This is a genomic window from Haloleucobacter albus (genome assembly GCF_052492075.1).
The window spans coordinates 58482-84984 of sequence record NZ_JBQWAS010000025.1 but is presented as its reverse complement, the minus strand read 5'-3'; the positions used below and the strand labels follow the sequence as shown (position 1 = coordinate 84984).

The 26503-nt window shown below is 62.3% G+C and carries 20 protein-coding genes; 7 read left to right on the top strand and 13 right to left on the bottom strand.

Going from position 1 to position 26503, the window contains the following annotated elements:
• Positions 1-112: 112 nt before the first annotated feature.
• The 6 genes from ACT6QH_RS07725 to ACT6QH_RS07700 all read right to left on the bottom strand — a co-directional run bounded on the left by ACT6QH_RS07725 (position 113) and on the right by ACT6QH_RS07700 (position 9967).
• Positions 113-2083 carry a TRAP transporter large permease gene (locus ACT6QH_RS07725; RefSeq protein WP_444974237.1) on the bottom strand — a complete coding sequence of 657 codons (1971 nt, stop codon included), beginning with the start codon at positions 2081-2083 and terminating at the stop codon, positions 113-115.
• A 557-nt stretch (positions 2084-2640) separates the two neighbouring features.
• Complete coding sequence (locus tag ACT6QH_RS07720; RefSeq protein WP_444974236.1) at positions 2641-3996, bottom strand: putative bifunctional diguanylate cyclase/phosphodiesterase; 1356 nt, start codon at positions 3994-3996, stop codon at positions 2641-2643.
• Positions 3997-4226: 230 nt separating this feature from the next.
• Positions 4227-6911, bottom strand: a complete 2685-nt coding sequence (locus ACT6QH_RS07715) for a bifunctional acetate--CoA ligase family protein/GNAT family N-acetyltransferase (RefSeq protein ID WP_444974235.1) — start codon at positions 6909-6911, stop codon at positions 4227-4229.
• Positions 6912-7205: 294 nt separating this feature from the next.
• On the bottom strand, positions 7206-7580 hold the full coding sequence (locus ACT6QH_RS07710) for a response regulator transcription factor (protein ID WP_444974234.1): 375 nt from the start codon (positions 7578-7580) through the stop codon (positions 7206-7208).
• 244 nt (positions 7581-7824) lie between these two features.
• Positions 7825-8463, bottom strand: coding sequence for a response regulator FixJ (fixJ, locus tag ACT6QH_RS07705; protein ID WP_444974233.1), 639 nt, complete (start codon positions 8461-8463; stop codon positions 7825-7827).
• Complete coding sequence (locus tag ACT6QH_RS07700) at positions 8456-9967, bottom strand: PAS domain-containing sensor histidine kinase (protein ID WP_444974232.1); 1512 nt, start codon at positions 9965-9967, stop codon at positions 8456-8458. Before ACT6QH_RS07700 ends, fixJ begins: the two co-directional genes overlap by 8 nt.
• Before the next feature lie 228 nt (positions 9968-10195).
• Between ACT6QH_RS07700 and ACT6QH_RS07695 the strand changes: the two genes are divergently transcribed.
• Entirely contained in the window at positions 10196-10969 is a 774-nt protein-coding gene (locus ACT6QH_RS07695; RefSeq protein ID WP_444974231.1) for a helix-turn-helix domain-containing protein, read from the top strand.
• Here ACT6QH_RS07695 and ACT6QH_RS07690 read toward each other — a convergent pair.
• From ACT6QH_RS07690 to ACT6QH_RS07680, 3 genes are all read right to left on the bottom strand, one after another.
• Entirely contained in the window at positions 10966-12369 is a 1404-nt protein-coding gene (locus tag ACT6QH_RS07690) for an FAD-binding oxidoreductase (protein WP_444974230.1), read from the bottom strand. The genes ACT6QH_RS07695 and ACT6QH_RS07690 overlap by 4 nt on opposite strands.
• Before the next feature lie 117 nt (positions 12370-12486).
• Positions 12487-13893 carry an oxygen-independent coproporphyrinogen III oxidase gene (gene hemN, locus ACT6QH_RS07685; RefSeq protein ID WP_444974229.1) on the bottom strand — a complete coding sequence of 469 codons (1407 nt, stop codon included), beginning with the start codon at positions 13891-13893 and terminating at the stop codon, positions 12487-12489.
• A 230-nt stretch (positions 13894-14123) separates the two neighbouring features.
• Positions 14124-17576, bottom strand: a complete 3453-nt coding sequence (locus tag ACT6QH_RS07680; RefSeq protein WP_444974228.1) for an NfrA family protein — start codon at positions 17574-17576, stop codon at positions 14124-14126.
• A gap of 519 nt (positions 17577-18095) precedes the next feature.
• Between ACT6QH_RS07680 and ndk the strand changes: the two genes are divergently transcribed.
• From ndk to ACT6QH_RS07660, 4 genes are all read left to right on the top strand, one after another.
• Positions 18096-18518: a nucleoside-diphosphate kinase gene (ndk, locus tag ACT6QH_RS07675; protein ID WP_444974344.1), complete on the top strand. Its 423-nt coding sequence runs from the start codon at positions 18096-18098 to the stop codon at positions 18516-18518.
• A 323-nt stretch (positions 18519-18841) separates the two neighbouring features.
• Complete coding sequence (locus ACT6QH_RS07670; protein WP_444974343.1) at positions 18842-19585, top strand: TerC family protein; 744 nt, start codon at positions 18842-18844, stop codon at positions 19583-19585.
• Between the two features lie 209 nt (positions 19586-19794).
• The gene (locus ACT6QH_RS07665; protein WP_444974227.1) at positions 19795-20247 is read left to right on the top strand and encodes a hypothetical protein; all 453 of its coding nucleotides are present in this window, start codon (positions 19795-19797) and stop codon (positions 20245-20247) included.
• Between the two features lie 37 nt (positions 20248-20284).
• Positions 20285-20893, top strand: coding sequence for an OmpA family protein (locus ACT6QH_RS07660; protein WP_444974226.1), 609 nt, complete (start codon positions 20285-20287; stop codon positions 20891-20893).
• Between the two features lie 154 nt (positions 20894-21047).
• Here ACT6QH_RS07660 and purN read toward each other — a convergent pair whose 3' ends face one another.
• From purN to ACT6QH_RS07645, 3 genes are all read right to left on the bottom strand, one after another.
• Complete coding sequence (gene purN, locus ACT6QH_RS07655) at positions 21048-21704, bottom strand: phosphoribosylglycinamide formyltransferase (RefSeq protein WP_444974225.1); 657 nt, start codon at positions 21702-21704, stop codon at positions 21048-21050.
• A complete protein-coding gene (gene purM, locus ACT6QH_RS07650) occupies positions 21701-22789 on the bottom strand; it encodes a phosphoribosylformylglycinamidine cyclo-ligase (protein WP_444974224.1) in 1089 nt (362 codons plus the stop codon). The genes purN and purM overlap by 4 nt, the downstream gene beginning before the upstream one ends.
• A 379-nt stretch (positions 22790-23168) precedes the next feature.
• A complete protein-coding gene (locus tag ACT6QH_RS07645) occupies positions 23169-23393 on the bottom strand; it encodes a DUF1674 domain-containing protein (protein ID WP_444974223.1) in 225 nt (74 codons plus the stop codon).
• A 153-nt stretch (positions 23394-23546) separates the two neighbouring features.
• On the opposite strand from ACT6QH_RS07645, the gene secB reads away from it, so the two are divergent.
• A complete protein-coding gene (gene secB, locus ACT6QH_RS07640; protein WP_444974222.1) occupies positions 23547-24029 on the top strand; it encodes a protein-export chaperone SecB in 483 nt (160 codons plus the stop codon).
• Positions 24030-24180: 151 nt separating this feature from the next.
• Here secB and argH read toward each other — a convergent pair whose 3' ends face one another.
• Positions 24181-25569, bottom strand: a complete 1389-nt coding sequence (argH, locus tag ACT6QH_RS07635; RefSeq protein WP_444974221.1) for an argininosuccinate lyase — start codon at positions 25567-25569, stop codon at positions 24181-24183.
• A 15-nt stretch (positions 25570-25584) separates the two neighbouring features.
• On the opposite strand from argH, the gene tlpA reads away from it, so the two are divergent.
• Positions 25585-26382, top strand: coding sequence for a thiol:disulfide interchange protein TlpA (gene tlpA / locus ACT6QH_RS07630; RefSeq protein WP_444974220.1), 798 nt, complete (start codon positions 25585-25587; stop codon positions 26380-26382).
• Positions 26383-26503 lie beyond the last annotated feature (121 nt).

Here is a 26503-nt window from a genome sequence, read left to right as displayed (position 1 = left end):
GCTCTTGGGCGCTTTTGATCGGAATGGTTTGAAAACGGCCGGCGGGCCGGAAGGAGGGAGGCGCTATGCGTCTCCCCCCGGATCGTGTTCAGGCGTCAGCCTGAGGGGAAGCTCAGAGGAAGCCGATGGAGAGCCACGGCACGGCAGCAACCACGATGATGCCGATGAACAGGGCGATCAGATAGCTGATGATGGGCTTGATGCCGGCCATCGGGTCCACCCGGCCAATGGCGCAGGCGGTGTAGTAGCCCACGCCGAAGGGCGGTGCGAACAGGCCGATGCCCATGGCCAGAATGGCCACCATGGCATATTGCACCTCATGAATGCCGACGGCGCGGGCAATGGGGAACAGCAGCGGGCCGAACAGCACGATTGCGGGCAGGCCCTCCAGCACTGAACCCAGCAGGATGAAGGCCACAATGGAGACGGCCATGAAGGTTACCGCGCCGCCGGGCAGGTGGGTCATGAAGTTGGCAAGCTGGTGCGAGAAGCCGGACTGGGTGAGCCCCCAGGCCATGGCAGTCGCGGTGCCGATGATGAGCAGGATCGCGCCGGACAGGGCCGCCGTGTCGATCAGCATGGATTTGAGGCGCGACCATTCGAACTGGCGGTAGATCACCAGGCCAGCAATCACCGAATAGGCAATGCCGACAGTCGAAACCTCCGTTGCGGTGGCGACGCCTTCAATCACCGCAGCGCGGATGACGAAGGGCAGGGCGATGGCCGGGAAGGCGATGACGAAGCTCTTGCCCACCTCATCCCAGCCGGCCTTGTGCACATGGCGCAGATCCTCGCCACGATAACGCCACCACACCACGAAGCAGAGCGTGACGCCCAGCACCAGGCCCGGCAGCAGGCCGCCGGTGAACAGGGCGGCGATGGACACGCCGGTAACAGAGCCGATGGTGATGAGGACGATGGAGGGGGGGATGGTTTCCGTCTGCGCGCCGGTGGCAGCCAGAAGCGCCACAAGATCCCCCTCTTTCGCGCCGCGCTTCTTCATTTCGGGAAACAGCACCGGAGCCACCGCAGCCATATCCGCAGCCTTGGCCCCGGAAATGCCGGAGACCAGATACATGGCGCCGATCAGCACATAATGCAGGCCGCCGCGCACATGGCCCAGCAGGCTGGCGAGAAAGGCCACCATGGCCCGCGCCATGCCCGTCATTTCAATGAGCATGCCCAGGAAGACGAACAGCGGCACGGAAAGAAGGATGAGGTGGCTCATGCCCTCTTCCATACGGCCCACCACAATCATCAGCGGGGTATGGGTGGTCAGCGCCAGATAGCCGACCGTGGCGATGCCGAAGGCAAAGGCGATGGGGACGCCGGCAAAGACTGAGGTGCCGACAACGCCCACGAAGAAGATGAGAAGATTATAATTGCCCAGAGTCTTGAGAACCGGGGCAAGCATCCAGAAACCGCCAATGATGGCGGCTGTTACCACCAATGCGGCGAGCACGAGCAGCGGGCGGCCATAGCGGATCAGCCGCAGCACGCCGAAGCAGATCATCGCGCCAAGGCCCACCACGATCGCAGCCGCGCGCCAGGAGTTTTGCAGATCCAGCGCCGGGGTGCGGATATAGGCTTCTTCATGGGCGTATTCCCACGCATGGGGAATAACCAGCACGCAGAAAGCCAGTGCGGCCGTGACGGCGATGACATCCAGAAAGGCGCGCCCGGCCGGGCTCACCATGCTGGAAATGGCGTTCATGCGCATATGCTCGCCGCGCCGGAAGGCGACGGACGCACCCAGCATGGCCAGCCAGAGAAACAGGATGGAGGCCAGCTCATCCGACCACAGCAGGGGCTCGTGAAACACGTAGCGAGCCACCACGCCGGAGAACAGGATCACGATTTCCACGGCCACCAGAAGGGCGACGGGAATTTCGATCAGCACACCCAGCACATGCTCGATGCGCCCGGCCAGATTGGCCAGAGGCGTGTTGGCATAGGCCAGCCCACCGCCATGGGCATTTTCTGGAATGGGTTCGCCCAGTGACTCCTGTGCAAGCTGGAGACCTTCGATCTCGCTTGGCGAAAGCGCAGTGGTGCTGGCGGACGCCTGCCCGGAACGTGGCATCTTGCTTTTTCCTCCCCAACAGCAGGCCGCAAGCTCCTGCGTGATGTTTTTTAGTCCACTTTATGGACCTGATTTATTTATTCGAACCTATGCTTATCCAGATTTGTTTGTGTTTCAACTGTGTGACATGGAAATTGTTCGCGAATTGGGTCCATGACGATGCAAAAACAAGGTCCGCATTACGGACTGTTGTGTTTTCAAAACAGGATATAGCAAGGAAATGCCATAAATTTCCGGCCTTTGCGAAAGGTGCCCGGCTGCCGGTGCTGCTGTTTTGCGCTGCACAGGGCCCTTATCATTTTTCATCAGAATCTGTGCACGAACTGCGCTTCAATGGCGCGATTCCGTTTTGGCGGGCTTCATTGGCATCTGTATTTGTATGCGAACAATAGATGCTGCGCGTTGGTGGGCAGCCTGCATGTGCCCGGCTGGCGCCTGATCGGCTTCGACCTGATTGGGGATGTTCTTGTCTGAGTGTTTCAGCGGCCCCAGCCATGCCCCCTTGTCGGGAGGGGGCCGCCCGCATCTGCGCGGGATTTTCTGGGCTATATTGGGGCTTATTCTGTCGCTGGGCCCTGATGGAAGGAGAGAAACTCCTCAAGGGCGTCGATCGTCATGGGTTTACCCAGAAAAAAGCCCTGCACCTCATCGCATTGGTCGTTCTTCAGGCACTCCAGCTGGCTGGCGGTTTCCACACCTTCGGCCACCACCTGCATGCCCAGCGCGCGGCCCAGGCCAAGAATGGCCTGCACAATGGCTTGTGCGCCCTTGTTATGATCCAGATCGCTGACAAAACGCCGGTCGATTTTCAGGGCGTCGAAGGGGAAGGTGCGTAGATAGCCGAGCGAGGAGTAACCCGTTCCGAAATCATCCATGGAGAGGCGCACGCCCATATCCTTCAGGCGGGAGAGCACCTCCAGTGCCTTGTCGGTATTCTCGATCAGGACGCTTTCGGTCATCTCCAGTTCAAGGCGATGCGCGGGGAGCGCAGTTTCCTTCAACACCGCTTCCACCGTGCCGATCAGCTCCGGGCCGCGAAACTGAACCACCGAGACATTCACCGAGACATTGAGCTTGGGCATGCGGGAAATGGTGTCGCAGGCCTTGCGCAGCACCCATTCCCCGATAGGAATGACAAGGCCGCTTTTTTCAGCCAGCGGCACAAAATCATCCGGGGCCAGCAGGCCCAGTTCGGGGTGCTCCCAACGGATCAGGGCTTCCACCCCCAATATGTCGAGCGTTCTGGTGTTCCATCGGGGTTGGAAAACCAGCCGGAACTGGTTCGACACGATGGCCTGCCGCAGATCACCTTCGAGGGAGCGCTTGCCGGGGGAGGGTTCTTCCATCTGCCCGGTGAAGAAGCTGAAGACACCGGGCCCCACGCTTTTGGCGCGTTGCTGCGCCCGGTGGGCGTGCTCCAGCAAGGTTTCTGCGTCGGCCCCGTCATGAGGAGCAATGGCAATGCCCAGCGTGGCTTGCGGGTAGAGGGTGGGGTGAACCCCTTCCGGGGCGTCTTTCACGGTGAGCGGAGGGCTGATCGCGGCCTGTAGGCGCGTGCACAGCCGTTCGATCGTGTGCTTGTTCTCCAGGCCGGGAGCGATCAGAACAAATTCATCCGGCCCGACACGGGCGAGCAGGTCATTATCCCGCACGCATCGCCTCAACCGGCCGGCAATTTCCATCAGCAGTTTGTCGCCGGCGCAATTGCCATAGGCCGTGTTCACATGGTTGAAATTGTCGAGGTCCAGATACAGCACGGTCACGGCTTTCTGGCCGCCTTGGGCTGTCCCCAGTGCGCCAGAGAGAAACTCCAGCATCAACAGGCGGTTGGGCATGCCTGTCAAAGGGTCATGCAGGGCCAGAGACCCGGACCGCCAGGCCATCTGCACAGGACCCGATGCGTGTGTCGTCATGCTGTGAAACCAATATCCTCACAGTGCGATCAGCAAGTGGTATTTGCCACTCCGCGTTCCGGCCGCGCAAGCGGCGCAGAAAGGAAGCCCCGTTTCAAGTCCCTGGTTTCTGGCACGCAGATTGGTGAGACACTTTCCGATCACTTGGTATTGTGATGTGGTTTCCCTGTTCCGGCAAGAGAGTACATGAAGGGGTGTGCACATCAGGGCTCTCCCGCCGGTTGGGAAGCTCATGAAGCGGGATGTTCGGTCAGGTCAATGACCACGCGCATGACGGAGGGGCCATCCTCGCCGGGGAAGACCCGGAAGCCGAGATCTTCCGCCATATGCAGCATGGGGCCGTTCTCGCGCATCACATCGCCAAACACACGCTTGAGACCGCGGTGCCGGGCATGGGCGAGAATCTCGTTCATCAGCCGGTAGCCCAGCCCCTTGCCCTTCATATCCGAACGCACCATTACGGCATATTCGGCTTCCTCATTGTCCGGGTCGGCAATGATGCGCACCACGCCCAGCAGTTCACCAGGCCGGCCCTCCGCGACGAAGGCCATTTCACGATCATAGTCGATCTGCGACAGGCGCGCCGCCATGAGATGGGGGAAATCCTTCACCGATCCGAGGAAGCGCATGCGCACATCCTGCGCATCTGAAAGATGCACGATCTCCACCAGTCCGGGTTCATCCTCGGGGCGGATGGGGCGCAGGGTTACACCCTGCCCGTCCGTGAGGATGAGCTCCTTCACGAATTCCGGCGGGTAGGGCCTAATGGCGAAGCGTTTTGTGCCTTCCATGGCGGCGGCATGTACCACGATGCGGGCATCAAGCGCGATTACGCCATCTTCATCCGCCAGCAGGGGATTGATGTCCAGTTCCGCAATCTGCGGCAGATCGGCCAGCAATTCGCCAATCTTGATGAGCGTATCGGAAATGGCGCTGATATTGGCCGGCGGATGATCGCGATAGCCTGCCAGCAGTTTGGAGACGCGAGTACGCGAGATCATCTCCCGCGCCAGCGTGCCATTGAGCGGCGGCAGGGCGACGGCGCGATCGCCGATCACCTCGACCGCCGTTCCGCCCTGGCCGAACAGCACGACAGGGCCGAAGGTTGGATCATTGGCGATGCCGGCAATCAGCTCCTGCGCGTGGGGGCGGCGCACCATGGCCTGTACGGTGAAGCCTTCCACCTTTGCGCGGGGCTGCTTTTCAGCCACCGTGCGGATGATGTCGCGGCAGGCATATTCCACGGCTTCCGGCGTATGCAGATCCAGCCGCACGCCGCCGACATCGGATTTGTGGGTGACATCATGGGAGAGCACCTTCACCACCACCGGCACGGCCATTTCGCCGGCTATCCGCCCGGCTTCCTCCGGGCTGGTGGCGATGCGGGTTTCCACGATGGGAATATCATAGGCGGCCAGCACGGCCTTGGCCTCGAACTCGCCCAGTATGGTGCGTCCGCTGGCCAGCGCGGCTTCCACCACCTTGCGGGCCTTGTCGCGGTCCGGCTCATCGAAGGTGCGGGCCGGGGGCGTTTCCATCAACAGGGTCTGGTTGCGCTGATAGGAGACCAGATGCCCGAAGGCGCGCACGGCCTCGCTCGGCGTTTCATAGGTGGGAATGCGGCGGGCGGCGAAGCGCTTGCGCACGTTATCCACGCTGGCCTCGCCCAGCCAGCAGGTCAGCACCGGGGCGCGCGGGCGGCTTTCCAGCGCGGTCATCACCGATTCCGCAGCGGCCTTGCTGTCGCTGATGGCGGAAGGCGAATTGAGCACCAGAACGGCATCCGAGCCCTTGTCCGCGAGCAGGTGGGGCAGCGCCTCACCATAACGGCGGGGTGGCGCGTCGGCTCCCAGATTGAGCGGATTGCCCGGCTCCCGCCCGGCCTGAACCAGAGCGCCCAGCTTCTCCATGGTTTCCGCGCTCAGGGCCCCGAGTTCGCCGGCAATATCATCCAGCGCATCCACGGCCACCACGCCCGCACCGCCACTATTGGTGAGAATGGCGAGTCTTTCCCCACGCAGGCGGATGCCGGAAGACAGGGTGGTGACAGCCTCGAACAGTTCGCGCAGCTCATGCACGCGCAACATGCCGGCGCGGCGGAAGGCGGCGTCATAGACCATATCTGCCCCGGCCAGCGCCCCGGTGTGGGAATGCGCCGCCTGAGCCCCCGCTTCCGAATGCCCGGCCCGCACCACGATGACAGGCTTGGCGCGCGCCGCAATCCGCCCGGCCGACATGAATTTGCGCGCATCCGTAATGTTCTCGACATAGAGCAGGATGGCGCGGGTGGTGTTATCGAGCGCGAGATAATCCAGCAGATCACCGAAATCGATATCGGTCTTGTCGCCCAGTGTCAGCACATGGGAAAAGCCGAACCCCTGCTCGCGGGCCCAGTCCAGCACCGCATTGGCCATGGTGCGCGACTGGCTGAGAAAGGCGACATCGCCCTTGGCGGGCATTTGCAGGGCGAAGCTGGCGTTGATACGGGCGGCTGTGGAAATGAAGCCCAGAGAATCCGGCCCCAGAATGCGCAGCAGATTGGGTTTTGCAGCATCCAGCATCTGTTGGCGCAGGGCGGCCCGCGCCGCCTTGTCACCCTTGCCGAGAAGGGAGCCCGTGACCACAGCCGCGCGGCACCCCCGTGCGCCGAGATCGGCCAGCACCTGGGGGGCCTCCTCCGGTGGGGTGGCCACCACGGCCAGATCCACCGGAATGGGCAGTTCGTTCACATGGGCATAATTGAGCGAGGAGCGGATGGCCCGCTCCTTTGGATTGACTGTGAGAATGGGCCCCTGAAAGCCAGCCTCGAACAAGTTGCGGGCGATGACGGCACCCACCGTGCCAGGCTGATTGCTGGCGCCCACAAGAGCGATGGCGCCGGGATGGAACAGGGCGTCGAGATTGCGCGTGGTCATGTGGGCCTCGGGTCGGTTACGCCGGCATCAGCACCAGCCTGCATCCACCCTAGCGGGCAGGCTTGCTGATTGCAGCATGGCATTCTCCCGCACCCCGGCCGGGCCGTCGCATTCTGATGCAGGTGCAAACACGGTGCGGATCGAAACAGGTTGCGCGTTAATGTTGCAGGTCCGTTTGGCACGTCAAGATGGGGCAATCCATTGCGCCTTTATGACATGGCTGCATGACAGTCCCTTTGTCTCTGTCCCCGTCATGCTCTCTTCACCCCGGTGGGGAGGCGGTTATTTGCCGTCTCAGCAGTTGGGCCGGCGGGAGAAGCTGTTGAGCACGGCATCGGCAAGCTGGTTGCTCAGCAGCGGCTTTTCGATGATCTCGACGCCCAGCGCCGTCGCGCGGTTGCGGATGGTGTGCGAAGGGCTGGTGGTAATGAGGAATGCGGGCAGGTGAACATTGCGCTGGTCCAGCGTACGCAGCAGATCCAGCCCGTTAATGTCCGGCAAATTGTAATCGACCACCATGCAGCCATGGCGGGGCAGTTCGGCGGCCAGAACCTCGCCGGAACTGGCATAGGTCTTCACATCGAAGCCATCCAGCTCAAAGGTGAACTTGAGAGCGTTGCAGACGGCGGAATCGTCATCCACAACGTGAACGATCCATGGCTGAGACATACAGCGCTCCGGATCCATCGAAATCTCCCGCAACACGGGCCGGGCCTCCTGCCTGACGCGATCCCCGCCCGATCAAGCCTCCGCCTGCCCGGTTGCCCTGAGCATGGCGGAAGGCATTGCTGCCAAGGCCATCTTGCGGATGGCCGCCCCCTATCCAGAGATACGCCAGGTTGCATGATCCGCCTTGAGGCAGATCAACCCGCAGGATGCCCGCTTTCGATGCCAGCTCTTGCGCCCTGTGCGATCAGGCCAGTGTGGGCGGGGAAATGCCGGCCAGAAGAGCCATGCGCACCAGTTCGGAGAGGCTCTGCGCCTGCATCTTGGTCATCACATTGGCGCGATAGACTTCCACCGTGCGCGGGCTGATGCCCAGATCTCCAGCGATCATCTTGTTGGCCTGTCCGGCGACCAGGCACTCCAGCACCTGTCGCTCGCGTTGTGACAGGGCGCAGATGCGTTCGCTTACCTCATCGCGCAATGTATCCTGCTGGTGGGCCGCGCGCCGGCGGGTGAGGGCCGCCTTCACCGTGTTGAGAATGGCCACATCATCGAAGGGCTTTTCCAGAAAATCAGCAGCACCGAGTTTCATGGCCTCAACCGCCAGTGGCACGTCGCCATGGCCGGTAATCACGATGACAGGCACGCCCGAACCCTTTTCCTTCAGGTTGCGCAGCAGGTCCATGCCCGTCATGCCCGGCATCCGCATATCGGTGATGATGCAGGAAATCTGATGGTCCGCCTCAGGCAGGCCCGTTTCCAGAAAGGCATGGGCAGAGGCGAAGCTGTGCACCTCATGGCCCGCCGTCATCAGCAGAAAGCCCAGGGATTCGCGCACTGCCTCATCATCATCAATAATATAGATGACCGCCTGTTTCTCAGCCATGTGCCATCATCTCCTCTCCCACAGCACGCAGGGTGAAGCGGAAAATCGTACCGCCCTCCGGGTTTGGTTCGGCCCAGATCTGCCCGCCATGTGCTTCTATTATGGTGCGTGAAATGGAAAGTCCCACCCCCATGCCCTGTTTCTTGGTGGTCACGAAGGGGGTGAAAAGCTGCCGGGCCATGTTTTCCGAAAGGCCTGTTCCGGTGTCGATGACGGAAACCATCACCATGTCATCCTCCACCGGCTCGGTCTGTACCATGAGCTGGCGTGTGGGGGCATTCATCATGGCTTCCAGCGCATTGCGGATGAGGTTGAGCAGCACCTGTTGAATCTGCACCTTGTCGGCCAGCACCAGATGGCAGCGCGGATCATAATGAAACCGCACCTGCACGGCGTGCTCCTTGGCGCCCACAAGAGCGAGGGCGCAGGCTTCCTCCATCAGCTTGGGCAGGCTTTCCACCCGTCGCTCGCTTTCCCCGCGGGTGACGAAATCGCGGATGCGGCGAATGATGTGACCGGCGCGCAACGCCTGATCTCCGGCCTTTTCAAGTGCATCCTGAATGAGTTGCAGGCGCAGGGGCTCATGATCCAGCAGGCGGCGGGAGCCCTTGATGTAATTGGCGATGGCTGACAGGGGCTGGTTCAGCTCATGGGCCAGTGCGGAAGCCATCTCACCCATGGCGGAGAGGCGCGAAATATGCACCAGCTCAGCCTGTAGCTCTTGCAGGCGGGCTTCGGTTTTTTGCCGTTCCGTCAGATCCCGGATGAAGCCGGTGAAATAGCGTTCAGCGCCGGAACGCATTTCCCCTACGGACAGTTCCATGGGAAAGGTGGAGCCATCCTTGCGCTCGCCCACCACCACGCGGCCAATGCCGATAATGCGTCGTTCTCCAGTGGAAAGATACCGGCTGATATAGCCATCATGCTGCTGCCGGTAAGGCGCAGGCATGAGCATGGAAATGTTGCGGCCGATCACCTCGCCGCCCGTATAGCCGAACAGGCGTTCGGCCGTGAGGGAGAAGGAGGTCATGATGCCATGCTCGTCGATCACCACCATGGCGTCGGGCACGGTATCGAGGATGGAGGACAGATGCGCCTCGCGCGCCATCAGCTCCCGTGTGCGGGCGGCGGCGGCCTTGCGTGAGCGGCGCAGCCTTTCGCCAATGCTGGCCACGGCGATGCCGGCTGCCAGAAACAGCGCCATGGCACGGGCCTGGGGATCATCCGCCGGAGTGAAGGGCTGCGCCAGAAACAGCCTCTGGACGAGGGAGAGATGATCCAGCGCCAGCCAGCCGGCAAGGCCCACCGCTGTGGCCGTGAGCCCGGCCACCAGTCCACGGGCGCTGACCAGAACCACGCCCAGCAGCAGAAGGATGATGCCGCTGGCACCGGAAGGGGGGGCATGCAGCACAATGCAGAGCAGCAGGGCGGCCAGCCCGGCGCCCGCGCCCCAAACCGTGTTCCATGCCATATGGGCCAGCATGCCGGGGTGAGGTCCGGTCATGTCCGCTGTTCTGGATGCTGGCGTGTTTGCCCTCTCCAATGTCGTTTCTCTCCGGCGTGGGGATCAGTTACCCAGGGTTGCGAAGCGCGACGCTTCCCTTCCCTTGTTACGCGGCGCAACAGCATCCGTAAATCTACTTAAGGGGAGAGCCTTAAGTGTTCAGTCGAATTTCAGTCTGTTGGCCTCACAGATTATTGATAGGCCGTGTTTCATGAACAGGGTTGTCCGATGTCGAGCTCCGCTGCCGCGCTTGCCACGACGCATTTCTCCCAGGCGATGCCCAGCGCGCTTTCCAAGCCGCTCTCCAGGCCGGTGTCGAAATCGCTTGCGATGGGCAACTGGGCGGATGGCGCTGAGATTGTGCGCCCCGCAGATCTTCTGGCCACATTGGGGGTGGTGACCACCTTCAGCCGAAATGCCGAGATTTATGGCGAGGATGCCCCCGCAGATCACATCTATATCATGCTTTCGGGTACAGCCCGTGTGTGCAAGCTGCTGGGTGACGGACGTCGGCAGATCGAGAATTTCTGTCTTTCAGGTGATGTGTTTGGCTGGGAGATGTTGCCGCGCCACCGCTTTTCTGCGGAAGCCGTAAGCGAATGCAAGGTGGTGCGCATCAAGCGCTCCATCCTGTTCGCCCGTGCGGCGGATGATGCCGAGCTGGCCCATGCGCTGTGGTCGGTGACAGCCACCGAGCTGGGGCGTACGCAGAACCATCTTCTGGTGCTGGGGCGCAAGACGGCGCAGGAACGTGTCGCCACCTTCCTGCTGGATCTGGCGGAGCGTCTTTCCGCGCAGGCCGGTCGCGCCGGGGGGCGGTGCGGCGCGGTGGAAGTGCAGTTGCCGATGTCGCGGCAGGATATCGCCGATTATCTGGGCCTGACCATCGAGACCGTCTCGCGCACGCTGACCCATCTGGAAGATGTGGAGGCCATTGCCCTGCCATCCTCGCGCCGTGTGCTGCTGCGCAACCGTGCGGCCTTGCAGGGCCTGAACAGCTAGCGGATCTGGAGAACAGCGCCGGGATTCAGGATATTCTTCGGGTCGATCCCGGCCTTGATATCCGCCATCAGTTCACGCTCGACAGGAGAGCGCAGCTGGTCAGCCAGCGCCACTTTCGCACGGCCCAGCCCATGCTCGGCGGCAAAGCTGCCGCTAAGGGTGGTGGCCAACTGGCCCAGTTCCCGAGAGAAGCGCGGCCCGAGATCGCCGAAACTGTCCTGCCCGACAGGCGGGGTCAGATTGTAATGGGTGTTTCCATCTCCCAGATGGCCGAATGGATTCAACCGTACACCCGGCAGAACGGTTTCGCAGATCTGTGCCGCCTGTTCGATAAAGCCGACCAGACGGCCGGGCGGAACCGAGATGTCGTGTTTCAGTTGCGCTCCTTCAAGGCGCTGGCCCTCCGGCTGCTCCTCCCGCAGACGCCAGATGGCGGCGCGCTGGGTCTCATTCATCGCCAGAACGCCATCCAGAACTTCTCCGGCTTCCATGCCGGCTGTCAGCGCCTCTTCGAAGATTTGCTCCAGCGGCACCAGTTTTGAGCCGGCCGTCATTTCAACCAGCAGATACCAAGGGGAGCGTGTCTCCAGCGGAAACTCCAATCCGTGCACATGGTTGAGCGCCATTTCCAGGCCGAAATCGCAGAAAAACTCGAGCCCGCTGATAAATTCGCCGGCCTGCGCGCGCAGGCGTGTGCCGAAGGCGAGAAGGGCGTTGATATCCGGCAGCGCCAGCAGGGCTGTCATTCTGGCGCGGGGCGCGGGGTAGAGCTTGAGCACGGCGCGGGTCACAATGCCCAGAGTGCCTTCCGCACCACAGAACAGGCCGCGCAGCGCATAGCCGGCATTGTCTTTCTGCACGGCCCGCATGCCATTCCAGATGCGCCCATCCGGCAGAACCACTTCCAGCCCCAGCACCAGATCATGCATCATACCATAGCGCAGCGCATGGCTGCCGCCGGCATTGGTGCCGATAAGCCCGCCAATCTGCGCCGAGCCTTCCGCACCCAGATGCAGGGGAAAGATCAGCTCATGCTGCTGGAGATTTTCATGGAGCGTGGCCAGAACCACGCCGGCCTCGACCTCCACTGTCCCCGCGGCATGGTCGGGCTGTCCTATTTTTCCCATGCGGGTGAGCGAGATGAGAACGCCGCCGGGCTGGCCCAGAACAGCCCCGCCGCACAGGCTGGTATTGCCGCCCTGGGGGGTCACGGGCACACCGGCCTCATGGCAGGTGGTCACCACGGCAGCGACATCCTGTGATGAAGCCGGGCGGGCGACGCCCAGCGGTGTTTGTCCATAGCGGTTGAGCCAGTCCCGGCTGTAGCCAGCCATGTCCTCACCCGTCAGCCAGCCTTGAGGGCCCAGGATTTGCGACAATTTTCGAGCCAGATCGTTCATCCCGTCCTCCCATATGTGCCCAGCGGCGGTGGAGAATGCCTGTTTTGACTCGGCCTGTCTGCTTTTGAAGCGATTTTCTGTTCCATCGAACCGGCAGTTATCTGGCTTGACGAGACGTTATATGGCCGCGGCGTGTCTCTTGCGCTCCGGTTCCTGCGCGCGGGCGCGGGCCAGATAGGTGTCGAACACCGCGCAGACCACGCGGGTGAAGGCGCGCATCTCTTCCGGCACTTCCACGATCAGGCCATCAGGCCCCGTCCGTCGGGCCAGACCATCCGCTTCCAGAGGCGCAAGTCGCTCCAGTTCCGGGGCGAAAATATCGGGCATAGCGCCATGTTGTGCGGCCAGCGCCGCAAGATCGACCTTCAGATCGCACATCAGGCGTTCAATCACGGCGCGGCGCAGGCGGTCCTCATCGGTGATGGCAAGGCCGCGGGCGATGGGAAGGCGGCCTTCTTCCAGCGCCTGATGCCACAGCGGCGTGGAGGGTATATTCTGCACATAGCCTTGCGGCGCCGCGCCAATGGCCGAAGCCCCGAAGCCGAGAAGAACCGGGGCGCTATCCGTCGTATAGCCCTGAAAATTACGCTTCAGCGTGCCGTCATGGGCCTTGTGGGCCATCTCATCATCCGCGCGGGCGAAATGGTCGAGCCCGATGGCGGCATAGCCATGTTCCGTGAGAAGGCTGCTCACCAGATCCGCCTGTTCCAGCCGCTCCTGTGGGCCGGGCAGGGCGCTCTCGGCAATGAGGTTTTGGTGCTTCTTCATCCATGGCACATGGGCATAGCCGAAAACGGCGATGCGATCCGGCTTCAGCTTCAGGGCTGTTTCCACCGTGTGGCGTACCGAGGCGGCATCCTGATGGGGCAGGCCATACATCAGGTCCAGATTGATGGAGGGCACGCCCGCCGCGCGCAAAGCCTGTGCCACGGCTGCGGTCTCTTCTTCCGTCTGCTCGCGGCCAATGGCCTTTTGCACATCGGGGTTGAAATCCTGCACGCCGAGGCTGGCGCGGTTGAACCCTTCCCGAGCAAGAATGGCGACCTTCTCCGGCCCGGTCACGCGCGGGTCGATCTCAATGGCGATCTCGGCATCCGGGCTGAAACGGAAGACGGAGCGCAGACGCCCCATGATGGCCGCGAAATCCTCGCCGGCCAGCATGGTGGGCGTGCCGCCGCCAAAATGCAGATGGGTGAGGGTGAGGCGATGGGGCAGGTGGGCTGCCACCAGAGCAATCTCCTGCACCAGCCGGCGGGCATAAGCCTCTACCGGCTCACGCCGGCGTACGACGGCTGTCTGGCACCCGCAATACAGGCACAGCTCGGCGCAGAAGGGCACATGAATATAGACCGACACCGCCGCATCCGCCGGCAGGGCCGCAAGCCAGTTCGCATAGGTTGCGGCATCCACTTGCGGGGTGAAGTGCGGCGCGGTGGGGTAGCTGGTATAGCGCGGCACCGGCTGGCCATAGCGGGCCAGAAGCATGGATGGGGTGAGTGCGGGGGCGGCAGGGCTGAGATTCATGTTTGGGCTGTGCTTCACGTCAGGCACCGGACGGGACAGGTCCGGCTGTGATGGTGCGGCCAGTGTGGCCTTATTTCACCCAGTCTTGAAGCCCGGAACCCGTATCTGCCTTGATATGACGCAATTTGCAGATGGGGCAGAAGCGCACAGCCTGTAGGCAGGCAAATGAAAAGGGCCCCTGAGGGGCCCTGTTCGGATTTGGATATTCGTGAAGCCTGTCACACATCTTCTCAATAGGAGAGGAAGGCACCGGCAAACAGGCCTTCGGCCCGGTCATCCCCCGCCAGCTTGATGCGATACTGGGCGGACAGATCCAGATAAGAGCGCGGGGCGGTATATTCATCCTCATTGAACCAGTAGCGCGCCGTCAGCCCCGGCCCGATGCCCAGCCCGAAGGGGGTGGCGTAGCCGGTATCATAACTGCCGCCAAAGGCGAGGAAGGGCCACAGAACCAGCCGGTCGCTGATGGCGTCCATGCGATAGGCGTGGCCATAGCGCAGTTCGAAGGTGGACACTGTCTGTGGCTGGCTGGTGTAATAATTATAGTCGGCATAAATCTGCCAGGCGCGCCAGTTGTCGACATCCACTCGCAGATCCGTGCCTTCCCCACGGGAATAGGCCACGCGCAACAGCCAGTCCTCGCGGGTATATTTGCCGGCGGGGAACAGATAGGACGCCTCCAGCACGAGATTCTCGCTCTTGAAGGGCTTCCACCGCGCGCCCACGCTGGGCTGGAAGGTGGAAGAGCCTGTGGGCCCGCCGTTTTCATCATAGGCCGTGGCAAAGCCGCGTGCGAACAGCTCGAACAGCGCCCCGTCACGATAGCCGATATGTGGCGGGCGCCAGTAGATTTCGCCGCCCAGCCCCAGCGTGTGCTTGCCGCTGATATTGGTGGGGCCCACAAGATAGGTGTTGGGGGCAATGCCGGCCGCGCCATAACTGGCGGAGAGATAGAAGCCCCATGTGCGGGTCAGCTGCTCCACCTCGCGGCGCAGACCAAACAGATATTGCGGGTCCAACGGCAGCTTGCCATCATGATGTTCATCAATGGCAGCCTTGAGATAATCCACCGCCTGTTCATTATGATAGGTGCGGCGGGCATTATAGGCGGCCGTAATCAGGCTGGTGCCGCGCAACTGCCACTCATCATTGGCCTGTGTGAACAGCTCATAGGCCAGATCGTCCTCGCCGGCCTGGCTGGAAAGGATGGCCAGTTCCACCAACCTCATCTGTTTGAGGTCGCCGCGCTCATAAGCTTCCATGAACAGGGTGCGGGCTTCTTCCCGGCGTCCCAGCTCGTTCAGCACATTGATGCGAGCGGAAAGCATGGCGTTGCGTTCGGTGTGGGTGTGCGCGAACCGGGCGGCGCGGTCGAAGGCCGCCAGCGCCTCTTCCTTGTTGCCCTGTGCCAGCCATGTGAAGCCCAGACGGGATTGCACGGCATAGCTCTGTTCCCCGGCCAGAGGCTGCAACGCCCACAGGGCAAGATCTGGGTTTTTGGCGCCCAGCGCGGCATCGGCCAGCGCGAAGCGGACCTCACGCTTCTGGGTGCGGGAGAGGTGGCCGCTGTTCAGCGCGGCGCGATAATCATGAATGGCACCGGCATATTGATGGGCCTGCAAGCGCACATTGCCCCGCTGCACCAGAAGGGCGGCATCTCGCGGATTGTGCGCCAGCATCCGGTCCAGCAGCTTTTCCGCTTCGGCATACTGGCCGGCTCCGGTCAGGGCGGTTAGCAGAAGCTGGCTGTAGCTGCTGTTGGACGGGTCCTGGCTCAACGCCTTGCGCGCCAGTGCGACGGCTGCGCGATAATCGCGCCGCTCAAGGGCACGATAGGCGGAATTGGCGGCCTGATAACCGGGCGCGGCCGCCACGCCGGTGCCGCCGATCCATGTGCCGGGGGCACCGAAAAAGACGGAGCAGATCACGCCATAATTTGTCGGCTGGCACAACACATTAGGGGCTTCAAGCGCCAGTGCGCGAGCATCGGCCGCCGTGGCTCTGGAGCCGGAAAGGCGTGTGGCGAGCTGACGATAGGTTTTCACATCGCCGCTCTTGCCCTCTTCCAGAGGTTCAAGAAGGGCCAGTGCGCCCGCCGCATCGCCCCGCGCCAGTGCTGCATTTGCGGCGATCAGGCGGAAATTGACAATCTCCGCATCAGTGAGAATGTCCGAGCCGAGCAGATCGGAGAATGCCTGTGCGGCATGATCCGGTTTGCCGGTTTTCTGAAGCAGCCAGGCTTGCAGCACGCGGGCCAAAGGATCATTCGGATCTTCATTCAGGGCGGCATCAGCGGCATTGAGCGCGGCGCGATTGTCCCCCGAAGCGATCAGGGCATCAATCAGCACGATGCGGAAGGTCATCGTATCCGGTGAACGCGCCACCGCCTTTTGGGCCAGATCGACAGCCTTCTTGGCATGGCCCTCCTTCAGCGCCGTGATGGCGGCCTTCACATCGGGCTCGGCCAGACGCTTGTCGGTGGCGAGGCGCAGGGTTTCCAGAGCGGAATCATCGCCGGTCTTCTCGACGGCATCCTTGATGGCGGCCTCAAGCTCCGGCAGCTTGTTGGCCCGTTCCAGCGTGTTGATGAGCAGCCGGTGCCAGGCGGTATTGCCCGGATTGAGCTTCAGGGCTTCGCGGATAAGCTCCTCGGCCATGGCGTCATTGCCTTCGCGATAGGCCGCAAAGGCGGCCTGCGCGGTGACGAAGCCGGGTGTGTCCACGGCCCCTCGGCCGGGCGGCGTGGCGGCGGGCAGCAGGCTGCATACCGGCCCATAAGGCGTATCCACGCATTTCTGGAAGGGAACGGGCAGATCCTGATAAGCGGTGGCGTCCATCAGGCTCTTGTCGCGCTTGAGCGCTTCGGCGGCCTCCATGCGCAGGGCTACAGCCGGGTCCGGCCGGTCTCCCAGTGGTTTGAGAACCGCCAGCGCCCGGCCCGGATTGCCAGCCGCCAGCGCGGCATCGGCGACGATGATGCGGGCATTGCGCTCGGTCTCGCCGGTCAGCACCTCATCCTTCAGGGCATCATCAAAATCGGCATTGGCTTCCTTGATCCGGCCAAGGCGCTCGCGCAGATAGCCGCGCATGAGCCGGGGCAGGAAGGATGTTGGGTCCGTGGCAACAGCCGCTTCCGCAGCCTGCTCGGCCTCGCGCAGGCGGTGATCGGCCAGCAGGGCATAAACCAGCAGCATGTGATAGCTGAGATCATCCGGCACCAGATCAATGGCCTTGCGCGCCTCGGCAATTGCGGTTTTGGCGTCATGCGCCTCCAGCGCCTTGTTGGCGGCCAGGGAGGGGGCCTGCGCCTGTATCTTCGCCTGGGCGCGCAGACGCGCCAACAGGGCGGGGTCCTTGATGCCGCTGGCCACGGCCTCCTTGCCGGTGGCGATGGCTTCCGGGAGGCGGCCATCCGCCTCCAGCGCATCCATCAGCAGCAACCAGAGCTGGGGCACATCCGGGCGCAGTTTCAGCGCCTTTTCCACCAGCGGGATGGTGCGGCGATAATCTTTCTGATTGTAGGCCAGATAGGCCTGGTTCGCGAGGTTCCACGCCGCGCCGGTGAGGCCGGGAGGCACGGGCCTTGCGGTTTCGTCTGGCAGGGCGGCGCTATTGCGCAGCCCTGTGGCCGGAAGACCGGAACCCGTCTGGGCCAATGCGGGGTCCGCAACGATCAGGCTCATGGCACTGACCGATGCAGCCAGAAGCAGGCCTGAGGCGAGACGCTTCAAACCTGTGGTCGTGTCCCGGAATGTCGCCGGGGCGAGATCAGTGCGGAGATGGATCGCGGTCTTCATGCCGCGACATTCGGGGAAAATGCTTAAATCACAGTTAACCTTAACAAGTGGCTGCGGGTTTGAGCGTGGAGGCCGTAAGGGCTGTTTTCAGGACGAGCCTGTCGGCCGTGCCGGGGGTAACATGCTGGGGTAAGAGGCCGCTGTCTGGTGCGCTGTGCATGATGCCTGCACATCTGTGCATATGTGCTCTGCCTGCTTCTTGCCTTCCTCAGGCTGTCCTCACCTTGCTCCCCGCGGGCGCGGCTGCTAAGAGCCGCCATCCGCGCGCGTGTGCGGCTGACCAGAGCATTTTGGCGAAAGGCGCAAGCTGATCGCATCTGAAAATGTGGCGATTCAACAGGTAAGATCGTGCCGCGCCCTGAAGGACGCAGCATGGCTCTGCCCCCCAACAGACAGGTGATTCCCATGGCGATCGAGCGCACCTTCTCGATCATCAAGCCCGATGCGACCCGTCGTAACCTCACCGGCGCGATCAACGCCGTGATCGAGGGCGCGGGCCTGCGCATTATTGCGCAGCGTCGTGTGCAGATGACCAAGGCCCAGGCCGAGACCTTCTACGCCGTTCACAGCGAGCGCCCCTTCTTCGGCGAACTCGTGGCGTTCATGACCTCCGGCCCTGTGGTCGTGCAGGTGCTGGAAGGCGAGAACGCCGTGGCCAAGTATCGTGAAGTGATGGGCGCCACCAATCCGGCCAATGCCGATGAGGGCACCATTCGCAAGCAGTTCGCTGAATCCATCGAGGCGAACTCCGTGCATGGCTCGGACAGCAATGAGAATGCGGCGGTGGAAATCGCCCAGTTCTTCGCCGGCAACGACATCGTCGGCTGATGCCTTTGTTCCGCGCCTGGCCCGGATCAGGCGCGGACATTCTTTGCCGGAAAACCGGCAGCCTGTGTCTTATCCGTTTGCATATGCCGTGTTTCCGTGTGCCGCGCCCTTTCTGTTTCATGTGAAACATTGTGTGTGCGCATATGAGAGCCAGCTTCAGGCCCGCATGTGCATGTCGTCTGCGTCTGGCAGGACCCGGATGCGCTTCAGGCGCGCTTTACGCACCTGCACACAAGGGCGTAAACAAGGTCGCATCTTGCGCCAGCCCGGCCTTTGGCCCCGCTGGCCCGGCCTTTTCCGGATATGACGGACTTTCTTCCATGATGGATATTACTGCCGCGACCTTCTGGGTCTCGTTGCTGCAGATCATCTGGATCGACCTGCTATTGTCGGGCGATAATGCGGTGGTCATTGCGTTGGCCTGCCGCTCCCTGCCGAAGAAGCAGCGCAAATGGGGCATTTTGCTGGGTGCGGCTGCTGCGGTGGTGCTGCGCATCATGTTCGCCTTGCTGGTGACGCTGCTGCTGGGCATTCCCTTTCTCAAGGTCGCGGGCGGCTTGTTGCTGTTGTGGATCGCCGTCAAGCTGGTGACAGATGATGGCGGGGAGGCGCATGAAGTCGCCGCCTCGGATAGTCTCTTCAAGGCGGTGCGGACCATCGCCATCGCAGATGCCGTCATGAGCCTGGATAATGTGGTGGCTATTGCGGCAGCTTCGCGCGGCCACCCGGAGCTGTTTGTTGTGGGGCTGTTGCTCACCATTCCGCTGATCGTGTTTGGCTCGCAGATGATGTTGGCCGTGCTGACGCGCTTCCCCATTCTCATCTGGGCGGGTGCTGCGCTGCTGGGCTGGATTGCCGGTGAAATGCTGATGGGTGACGCCATCGTGTTGCAGGCTCTGCAAGCCCATGATGCAGCGCTTGTGCAGCCGGATGCTGAATCGCCGGTGGGCCTGCATGCCGTGGCCTTTGTGCGCCATATCGCCAGTATTATTGGTGCGGTCTTCGTGGTGGGGCTTGGCTGGTTTATCAGCCGAAGAGGAAGCGGCAGTACGCCGACACCTGCCTGATTGTAAAAACCCCGGCCTGCGCGCCGGGGTTTTTTATTGCGTCTGCCGTTCCGCAATGATGGCAAAATTACGTCTGCCCTGTCGCCAAGCTGTCAGGAAATCCATATAGTTCTGAAACATCATGGCCTTTGGGGAAACTGCATGTGGGGGGCAGCCGGAGGTGGAAATGTCATCAGGGCAACAGAACTGAGCTCAGGGGAGCATACAGCATGAGGGCTATTCGGATTCCGGTCATGGCGGCGGCGCTGCTGCTGACAGGATGGGCGGGAGGCGCCATCGGGGCTGCGCAGGCGCAGACCATGAGCTACGCTCAGGCCGGTGCATTGCTGGCCAAAAGCTGTGGGCCGGACATCAACAAGTTCTGTTCCAAGGCGAACCTCGGCTCCGCAAATCTGGGACCCGGTGGCGTTCGGGAGTGCATGCAGGCGAACCTTTCCAAGGTCAGCCAGAAGTGCAAGGTGGATTTCGCCGTGGCGGCGGCCTCCATTGCCGAACGTGAGGCCGCGCAGGATGCCATCGAGAAAGTGTGCGGGCGTGATGCCGCGCAGCTTTGCCGGGGCATGATCCCGCAGGATGGCAACCTCCTGTCCTGCCTGTTGCAGGCTGAGAAGGCGGTGAGCAAGGCTTGCAACGCCGCCATCACCAATGCCGGCTATCGCTGAGCCCCGCCCCGTGAACGCTACAAGAAGGACGACCCGGATGATGTCGCCTCTGCCCCGCCTTGCGCTGATGGCCGCTCTTGCGTTGCCTGCCGCGCCAGCCCTTGCCCAGAGTTCTCTCACTGATACGCAGATTCTCCAGAGCCTTGAGGGACTTACGGAGAATGACAAAAGCATCACCGCGCAGGAAATGCGCGCAATGGTGCAGAAGCATATGGCGGAGAATCCGGGTGAAAGCCTGCAACGCCCTTCGCTGGCCTTGCAGTTGGACAAGCTGCCCCAGATCAATGTGCAGATTCAGTTCCGGCTGAACTCGGCCATTATCGAGCCGCGCTCCTACGCCACCATTGGCGCTATCGCCGATGCCATGCACAACCCCGTTCTGCATGGGTACAGGTTCATCGTGACGGGTAACACCGATGTCACCGGCCCGCGTGAGTTCAATCTCAAGCTCAGCCAGGAGCGTGCGGATGCGGTGGTGAATGCGCTCATTGGCGTGTTCAATGTCAGCCCCTTGCGGCTGGAGGCCGTGGGCCTGGGTGAAGAAGTGCTGATTGACCCGAAGAACCCCACCGGAGCGATCAATCGCCGGGTGCAGATTTTCACTGTTGGCCGTGTGGACCCGCGTCCGCCCAAGCCGATCAAGTGACAAGCGGGTCGAGCAAACGGCAGATCCCGTGATCTGACACCCTTCGGCTTGGCGGCTTTCGGGTTGGCCGGGCCGGTATGGTGGAGATTGAACGCAAAAGGCCCCGGCAGCAGATGCGCCGGGGCCTTTTGCGTTCATATCCGTGGGTGTCGGTTCATACCGAAGGGGAGATCAGCGGGGCCGGTCCCGGCTGCATGCCGCTGATGCGCACCCGCTCATTCTCCACAGTCAGGCGGTCCGCCGCGAGCAGCTCCAGCCCCTTGGGATAGATGATATGCTCTTGTGTGAGCACGCGAGCGGCCAGTGTATCTGGCGTATCATCCGCCTCGATCGGTACAACAGCCTGAAGGATGATGGGGCCAGCATCCATTTCAGCACGCACGAAATGCACCGTGCAGCCATGAACGCGCACGCCCATCTCCAGCGCCCGCTCATGGGTATGCAGGCCCTTGAAACTGGGCAGGATGGAGGGATGCACATTAATCATCCGGTCCTGCCACTGTTCCACCAGCCATGGCGTGAGCAGGCGCATGAAGCCGGCGAGGCAGACGATCTCGATACCTTCTTCACGCAGCAGGCCATCCAGTGCGGTATCGAAGGCGGCGCGGTCGGCATATCCCCTGTGGCTCAGCACGCGGGTGGGCACGCCATGGGACGCCGCAAACTCCAGCCCTGCGGCATCTTCCCGGTTGGACAGGACGAGGTCGATCTTCGCCGGAAAATCATCCTGTTGCGCCGCCTTTACCAGCGCGGCCATATTGGAGCCGCGCCCGGAAATGAGAACGGCGGTCCGCTTCCGGTGGGGGTTCATGCGGAAAATCCGAAATCGGCCACACCTTCATAGGCGACGGCCGGGGCGGCATCGGCAGCCTGATCGCCGGCGGCTTCAATGCTGCCCAGGCGGGTCACGCTTTCTCCCTGTACCATCAGGGCGGCGCTCACCGCATCTGCGGCATCCGCGGGCACCACGACAACCATGCCGATACCGCAATTGAAGGCACGCAGCATTTCTTCCGCATCCACATTGCCGGTGGTGGCCAGCCAGCGGAACACGGGCGGCACATCAAGCGCGGCAAGGTCAATGCGGGCGCGCGTGCCCTTCGGCAGCACGCGCGGCAGATTCTCAGTGAGGCCGCCGCCGGTAATATGGGCCAGCGCCTTGATGGAGCCGGTAGAGCGAATCACCGAAAGCAGGCTCTTCACATAAAGGCGGGTGGGGGTCAGCAGCGCCGCGCCCAGCTTTTCGCCCTGTGCGAAGGGGGCCTCAGCCTCCCAGCCGAGGCCGGAACGCTCGACAATCCGGCGCACCAGCGAATAACCATTGGAATGCACGCCGGCGGAGGCCAGACCCAGCAATACGTCACCGGGGCCGATATCGGCGCGCGGCAACAACTGTTCGCGTTCCACGGCGCCAACGCAGAAGCCGGCGAGGTCGTAATCGCCATCCTTGTACATGCCGGGCATTTCAGCGGTTTCACCGCCGATCAGCGCGCAGCCGGATTCCTTGCAGGCACGCGCCACGCCAGAAACAATATGCGCCCCCACATCCGGCGCGAGCCGCCCGGTGGCGAAATAATCCAGAAAAAACAGAGGCTCCGCGCCCTGCACCACCAGATCGTTCACGCACATGGCCACAAGGTCGATGCCGATGGTGTCATGTACGCCGGTGTCGATGGCGATTTTCAGCTTGGTGCCGACGCCATCGGTGGCGGCGATCAGCAGCGGGTCCTTGAAACCGGCTGCCTTCATGTCAAACACGCCGCCAAAGCCGCCAATATCGGCATCTGCGCCGGGGCGGGCCGTGGCCTTCACCAGCGGCTTGATGAGATCGACAAGGCGATTGCCGGCGTCGATATCGACCCCCGCATCGCGATAGGAAAGTCCGTCCTGAGCCATAGGGTCCTCACGCTTGCGCGGGGCTTAACGGTGAATGGCACGCAAGGCAAGTCAAGCCCGCGCATGGCAGCCAGAAAATGCCGCATGCGCCTTGCCTGAGCGCGAAATAAGATCAAGGGCTTGCTCGCGCGAGAAGCAGGCCGGGGCCAGCGGAAGCGCACGGAAGAGATGGCCCTTGATGTGGGGCATGATGATGTGGAGCCTTGCAATCCGAAGTTGTGGTGGTCGGAAAATCAAAGTTTCTACATCTCGTCCGCAGGTCCTTCATTTGGGTGCGTTGCGTGTGAGGAGATATTCTCCGCCTCATGTAACGCATTGACAATAAAAGGAATATATGCGGCCGCCCCTTTTGGTGCTAAAAGATGTGCCGGAAAATTATCTAGAAGTCCGAAGCAATGCCGCCCACTTCCCAGTCTCCATAACGCACAGGTTCCGGCCCATCACGGCCATTCAGCTCGCGCGGGCGCTCACGCACTGCGGCATCAATCTGCGCCCGGCGGGCCTCGGCTTCGGCCAGTGCGCGTTTTGCCGCTTCACTCAATGGCTTGCGGGCCGCCCCGGAGATGGAGGGGGTGGTTGAGGTGGGAGAAGAAGTTTCACTCATGTCATGTTCCCGTTCGGGTGTGGCGGATGCGGAAGGTGAGGAACATTCGCGCCAAAGCTGCATGGATTCCTTGCCATATCGTAGCAAAGCATGTTAGCGCAGCGCGCGCCTTCGGGCTCATCTTATCAAAGCCTGCAACATATGGAGATGCGCATGGCGACGCAGAATGGCGGTCCCACCCAGAACCAGGCGCCGTCGCTGAACGTGCTCGCGCAGTACATCAAGGATTTTTCCTTCGAAAATCCCAATGCGCCGCGTTCCCTCGGTGCGCCCCAGAGCCAGCCTGATGTGAATATTCAGATTCATGTCAATGCCAAGCCGGGCGCGAACAATGAGTTCGAGGTGGAGCTGAAGGTTGAGGGCGGCGCGAAGGTTGGCGGTGAAACGCTTTTCGCCTTCGAGCTGGTCTATGCCGGTATCTTCCGCGTGCTGAACGTGCCGGAGCAGGCGCTGCAGCCGGTGGTTCTCATCGAGTGCCCGCGCATGCTGTTCCCCTTCGCACGTCAGATCATCGCAGAAGCCGTGCGCAATGGCGGCTTCCCGCCGCTGCTGATTGATCCGGTGGATTTCACCGCCCTGTATCAGCAGCGCTTGCAGGAAAATGCAGCGGCGCAGCAGCCTGCCGGCCAAGCCTGATATCAGCTTCGCCAGTCAGTCTGCGCCGGGGCTTCCGGCGCGTCCAGTCTGTAAAAATCAACACCGCGCAGGCAGCCTGCGCGGTGTTTTTTCATGTTCAAATGCAGGCCCGGTTCTGTATCCGGGCCTGATGATGCCCCCGCAGGTGGCTTCACTTTTCCGCAGCGAGCGTCTTCAGCCAGGCCTCGGCCTGCTCGCGCACCCGCACCGGCGAGGTGCCGCCATAGCTCACGCGGCTTTCCACGGAGCGCTCGACCGAGAGCACAGAGAACACATCATTGGTGATGCGCGCATCGACGCCCTGCATGTCGGCGAGAGAGAGCTCCTCCAGCGCAATGTTGCGGTCGGAAGCCAGCCCCACAATGCGCCCGGTGATGTGGTGCGCCTCGCGGAAGGGGATGTTGAGCGCGCGCACCAGCCAGTCGGCCAGATCGGTGGCGGTGGAATAGCCCTGTCCGGCGGCAGCCTTCATGCGTTCGGCGTCGGGTGTCATGTCCCGCACCATGCCGGCCGTGGCGGCGATCACCAGAGAGAGCGCGGAAAGGGCGTCGAACGCACCTTCCTTATCTTCCTGCATATCCTTCGCATAGGCCAGCGGCAGGCCCTTCATCACCACCAGAATGCCGGTGAGCGCACCGATGATGCGCCCGGCCTTGGCGCGCACCAGTTCGGCGGCATCCGGGTTACGCTTCTGCGGCATGATGGAGGAGCCGGTGGTGAAGGCGTCTGTCAGCTTCACCAGTGCGAAGGAGGGCGATGTCCAGATCACCACTTCCTCGGCGAAGCGCGACAGATGCACGGCGCAGATGGAGGCCGCAGAGAGCACTTCCATCACGAAATCACGATCCGAGACCGAATCCAGAGAATTGGCTGTGGGCCGGTCAAAACCCAGCGCCTTTGCGGTGGCTTCGCGATCAATGGGGAAGGAGGTGCCGGCCAGCGCCGCTGAACCCAGCGGGCATTCATTCAGCCGCGTACGGGCATCGGCCAGGCGGCTGCGATCGCGACGGGTCATCTCCACATAGGCCATGAGATGATGGCCGAAGGTCACCGGCTGGGCGGTCTGAAGGTGGGTGAAGCCGGGCATCACCGTGCCGGCTTCGGCCAGCGCCTTTTCGGCCAGCGCCCTTTGCAGATCGGCCAGCTGGGCATCCAGCGTGTCGATGGTGTCGCGCACATAAAGACGGAAATCGGTCGCGACCTGATCGTTGCGCGAGCGGGCCGTATGCAGGCGGCCGGCCGAAGGGCCGATCATGTCCGCAAGGCGTGCTTCCACATTCATGTGAATGTCTTCAAGATCACGGCGGAAAGCGAAGTTGCCGGCCTCGATCTCTTCGAGAATGGTATCCAGCCCGCGGGTGATGGCGGCGATATCCTCCTGCGTCACAATGCCCTGCTTCGCCAGCATGGCGGCATGGGCCTTGGAACCGGCGATATCCTGGGCATATAGACGCTGGTCAAAACCGATGGAGGCGTTGATTTCCTCCATGATAGCGTCCGGGGCGGAGGTGAAACGCCCGCCCCACATCTTGTTACTCATGACGGACCTCCGCTGATGACTTCTCCCGACCCGGATCGCATGTCCGGCAACGCTCCCTCCGGTGCGGAAGAGAGCGGGCCAGGCGCTGGCGCACGTCGCAACATGCGCTTTGCCGGGCTTGTGGCGCTGGCCATGCTGGCCGGTGCCACAACGGGTGTGCTCGCCCTATACGGGATGAACCGCCTCTCCGGCAATGCGCAAGGCAGGCAAAACGCACCGGAGCCGGTGGAGATATCCGGTGAAACGGACGTATCGGCCGAGGTCTGTGCGGGTGCGCCGGCGCGGGCGGCGGCCCTTGCGCCCTTGGTGCGGGGCGAGATTGGCAAGCTGCAACTGGCCACCGCCGGCCCGCGTCCGCTGCCGCCTCTCAGCTTTACGGGGCCGCAAGGGCAGATACGCAGCCTTGCGGATTTTCGGGGGCGTGTGGTGTTGCTCAATCTGTGGGCCACATGGTGCCCCTCCTGCCGTGAGGAGATGCCGGCGCTTGATCGGTTGCAGCAGAAACTGGGCGGGCCGGCCTTCGAGGTGGTGACGATCAATCTGGACAGACGCGATCCGGCGAAGCCGCAGGCTTTTTTTGACGATGTGGGGGTGCGTCACCTGGCCCTCAATACGGATGTGAGCCTGGGCAGTTTTCAGGCCCTGCGCCGTGTAGGGCGTGCCTTTGGCCTGCCATCTACCGTGCTGGTGGATGGGCGCGGGTGCGAACTGGGCTTTCTGGCAGGGCCGGCGGCCTGGGATGATGAGGAGGCCGTGGCCCTGTTGCATGCCGCCATTGAGGCTGAAAAGCCGGAAAAAAGGCTGGCGAACTGAGCTGTGCACGCGGCGATAGCAGGTCCGGCTACATCAACCATAATGCGATTTCAGATCAGGAATTTCAGAATTATTCCTTGAGTGTAACACAAAGATAAGTTTCGCTGCGCATTAAAGGTAA

What these genes read in the sequence shown, in the direction of transcription:
- fixJ (WP_444974233.1), bottom strand. Translation starts at nt 8,463, where the DNA reads ATGGCTGAGAAACAGGCGGTCATCTATATTATTGATGATGATGAGGCA.
- ACT6QH_RS07715 (WP_444974235.1), bottom strand. Translation starts at nt 6,911, where the DNA reads ATGACCACGCGCAATCTCGACGCCCTGTTCCATCCCGGCGCCATCGCT.
- ACT6QH_RS07720 (WP_444974236.1), bottom strand. Translation starts at nt 3,996, where the DNA reads ATGACGACACACGCATCGGGTCCTGTGCAGATGGCCTGGCGGTCCGGG.
- ACT6QH_RS07670 (WP_444974343.1), top strand. Translation starts at nt 18,842, where the DNA reads ATGGATATTACTGCCGCGACCTTCTGGGTCTCGTTGCTGCAGATCATC.
- purM (WP_444974224.1), bottom strand. Translation starts at nt 22,789, where the DNA reads ATGGCTCAGGACGGACTTTCCTATCGCGATGCGGGGGTCGATATCGAC.
- ACT6QH_RS07700 (WP_444974232.1), bottom strand. Translation starts at nt 9,967, where the DNA reads ATGACCGGACCTCACCCCGGCATGCTGGCCCATATGGCATGGAACACG.
- ACT6QH_RS07690 (WP_444974230.1), bottom strand. Translation starts at nt 12,369, where the DNA reads ATGAACGATCTGGCTCGAAAATTGTCGCAAATCCTGGGCCCTCAAGGC.
- ACT6QH_RS07665 (WP_444974227.1), top strand. Translation starts at nt 19,795, where the DNA reads ATGAGGGCTATTCGGATTCCGGTCATGGCGGCGGCGCTGCTGCTGACA.
- ACT6QH_RS07660 (WP_444974226.1), top strand. Translation starts at nt 20,285, where the DNA reads ATGATGTCGCCTCTGCCCCGCCTTGCGCTGATGGCCGCTCTTGCGTTG.
- purN (WP_444974225.1), bottom strand. Translation starts at nt 21,704, where the DNA reads ATGAACCCCCACCGGAAGCGGACCGCCGTTCTCATTTCCGGGCGCGGC.
- ACT6QH_RS07710 (WP_444974234.1), bottom strand. Translation starts at nt 7,580, where the DNA reads ATGTCTCAGCCATGGATCGTTCACGTTGTGGATGACGATTCCGCCGTC.
- ACT6QH_RS07695 (WP_444974231.1), top strand. Translation starts at nt 10,196, where the DNA reads ATGTCGAGCTCCGCTGCCGCGCTTGCCACGACGCATTTCTCCCAGGCG.
- argH (WP_444974221.1), bottom strand. Translation starts at nt 25,569, where the DNA reads ATGAGTAACAAGATGTGGGGCGGGCGTTTCACCTCCGCCCCGGACGCT.
- hemN (WP_444974229.1), bottom strand. Translation starts at nt 13,893, where the DNA reads ATGAATCTCAGCCCTGCCGCCCCCGCACTCACCCCATCCATGCTTCTG.
- secB (WP_444974222.1), top strand. Translation starts at nt 23,547, where the DNA reads ATGGCGACGCAGAATGGCGGTCCCACCCAGAACCAGGCGCCGTCGCTG.
- ACT6QH_RS07680 (WP_444974228.1), bottom strand. Translation starts at nt 17,576, where the DNA reads ATGAGCCTGATCGTTGCGGACCCCGCATTGGCCCAGACGGGTTCCGGT.
- ndk (WP_444974344.1), top strand. Translation starts at nt 18,096, where the DNA reads ATGGCGATCGAGCGCACCTTCTCGATCATCAAGCCCGATGCGACCCGT.
- tlpA (WP_444974220.1), top strand. Translation starts at nt 25,585, where the DNA reads ATGACTTCTCCCGACCCGGATCGCATGTCCGGCAACGCTCCCTCCGGT.
- ACT6QH_RS07645 (WP_444974223.1), bottom strand. Translation starts at nt 23,393, where the DNA reads ATGAGTGAAACTTCTTCTCCCACCTCAACCACCCCCTCCATCTCCGGG.
- ACT6QH_RS07725 (WP_444974237.1), bottom strand. Translation starts at nt 2,083, where the DNA reads ATGCCACGTTCCGGGCAGGCGTCCGCCAGCACCACTGCGCTTTCGCCA.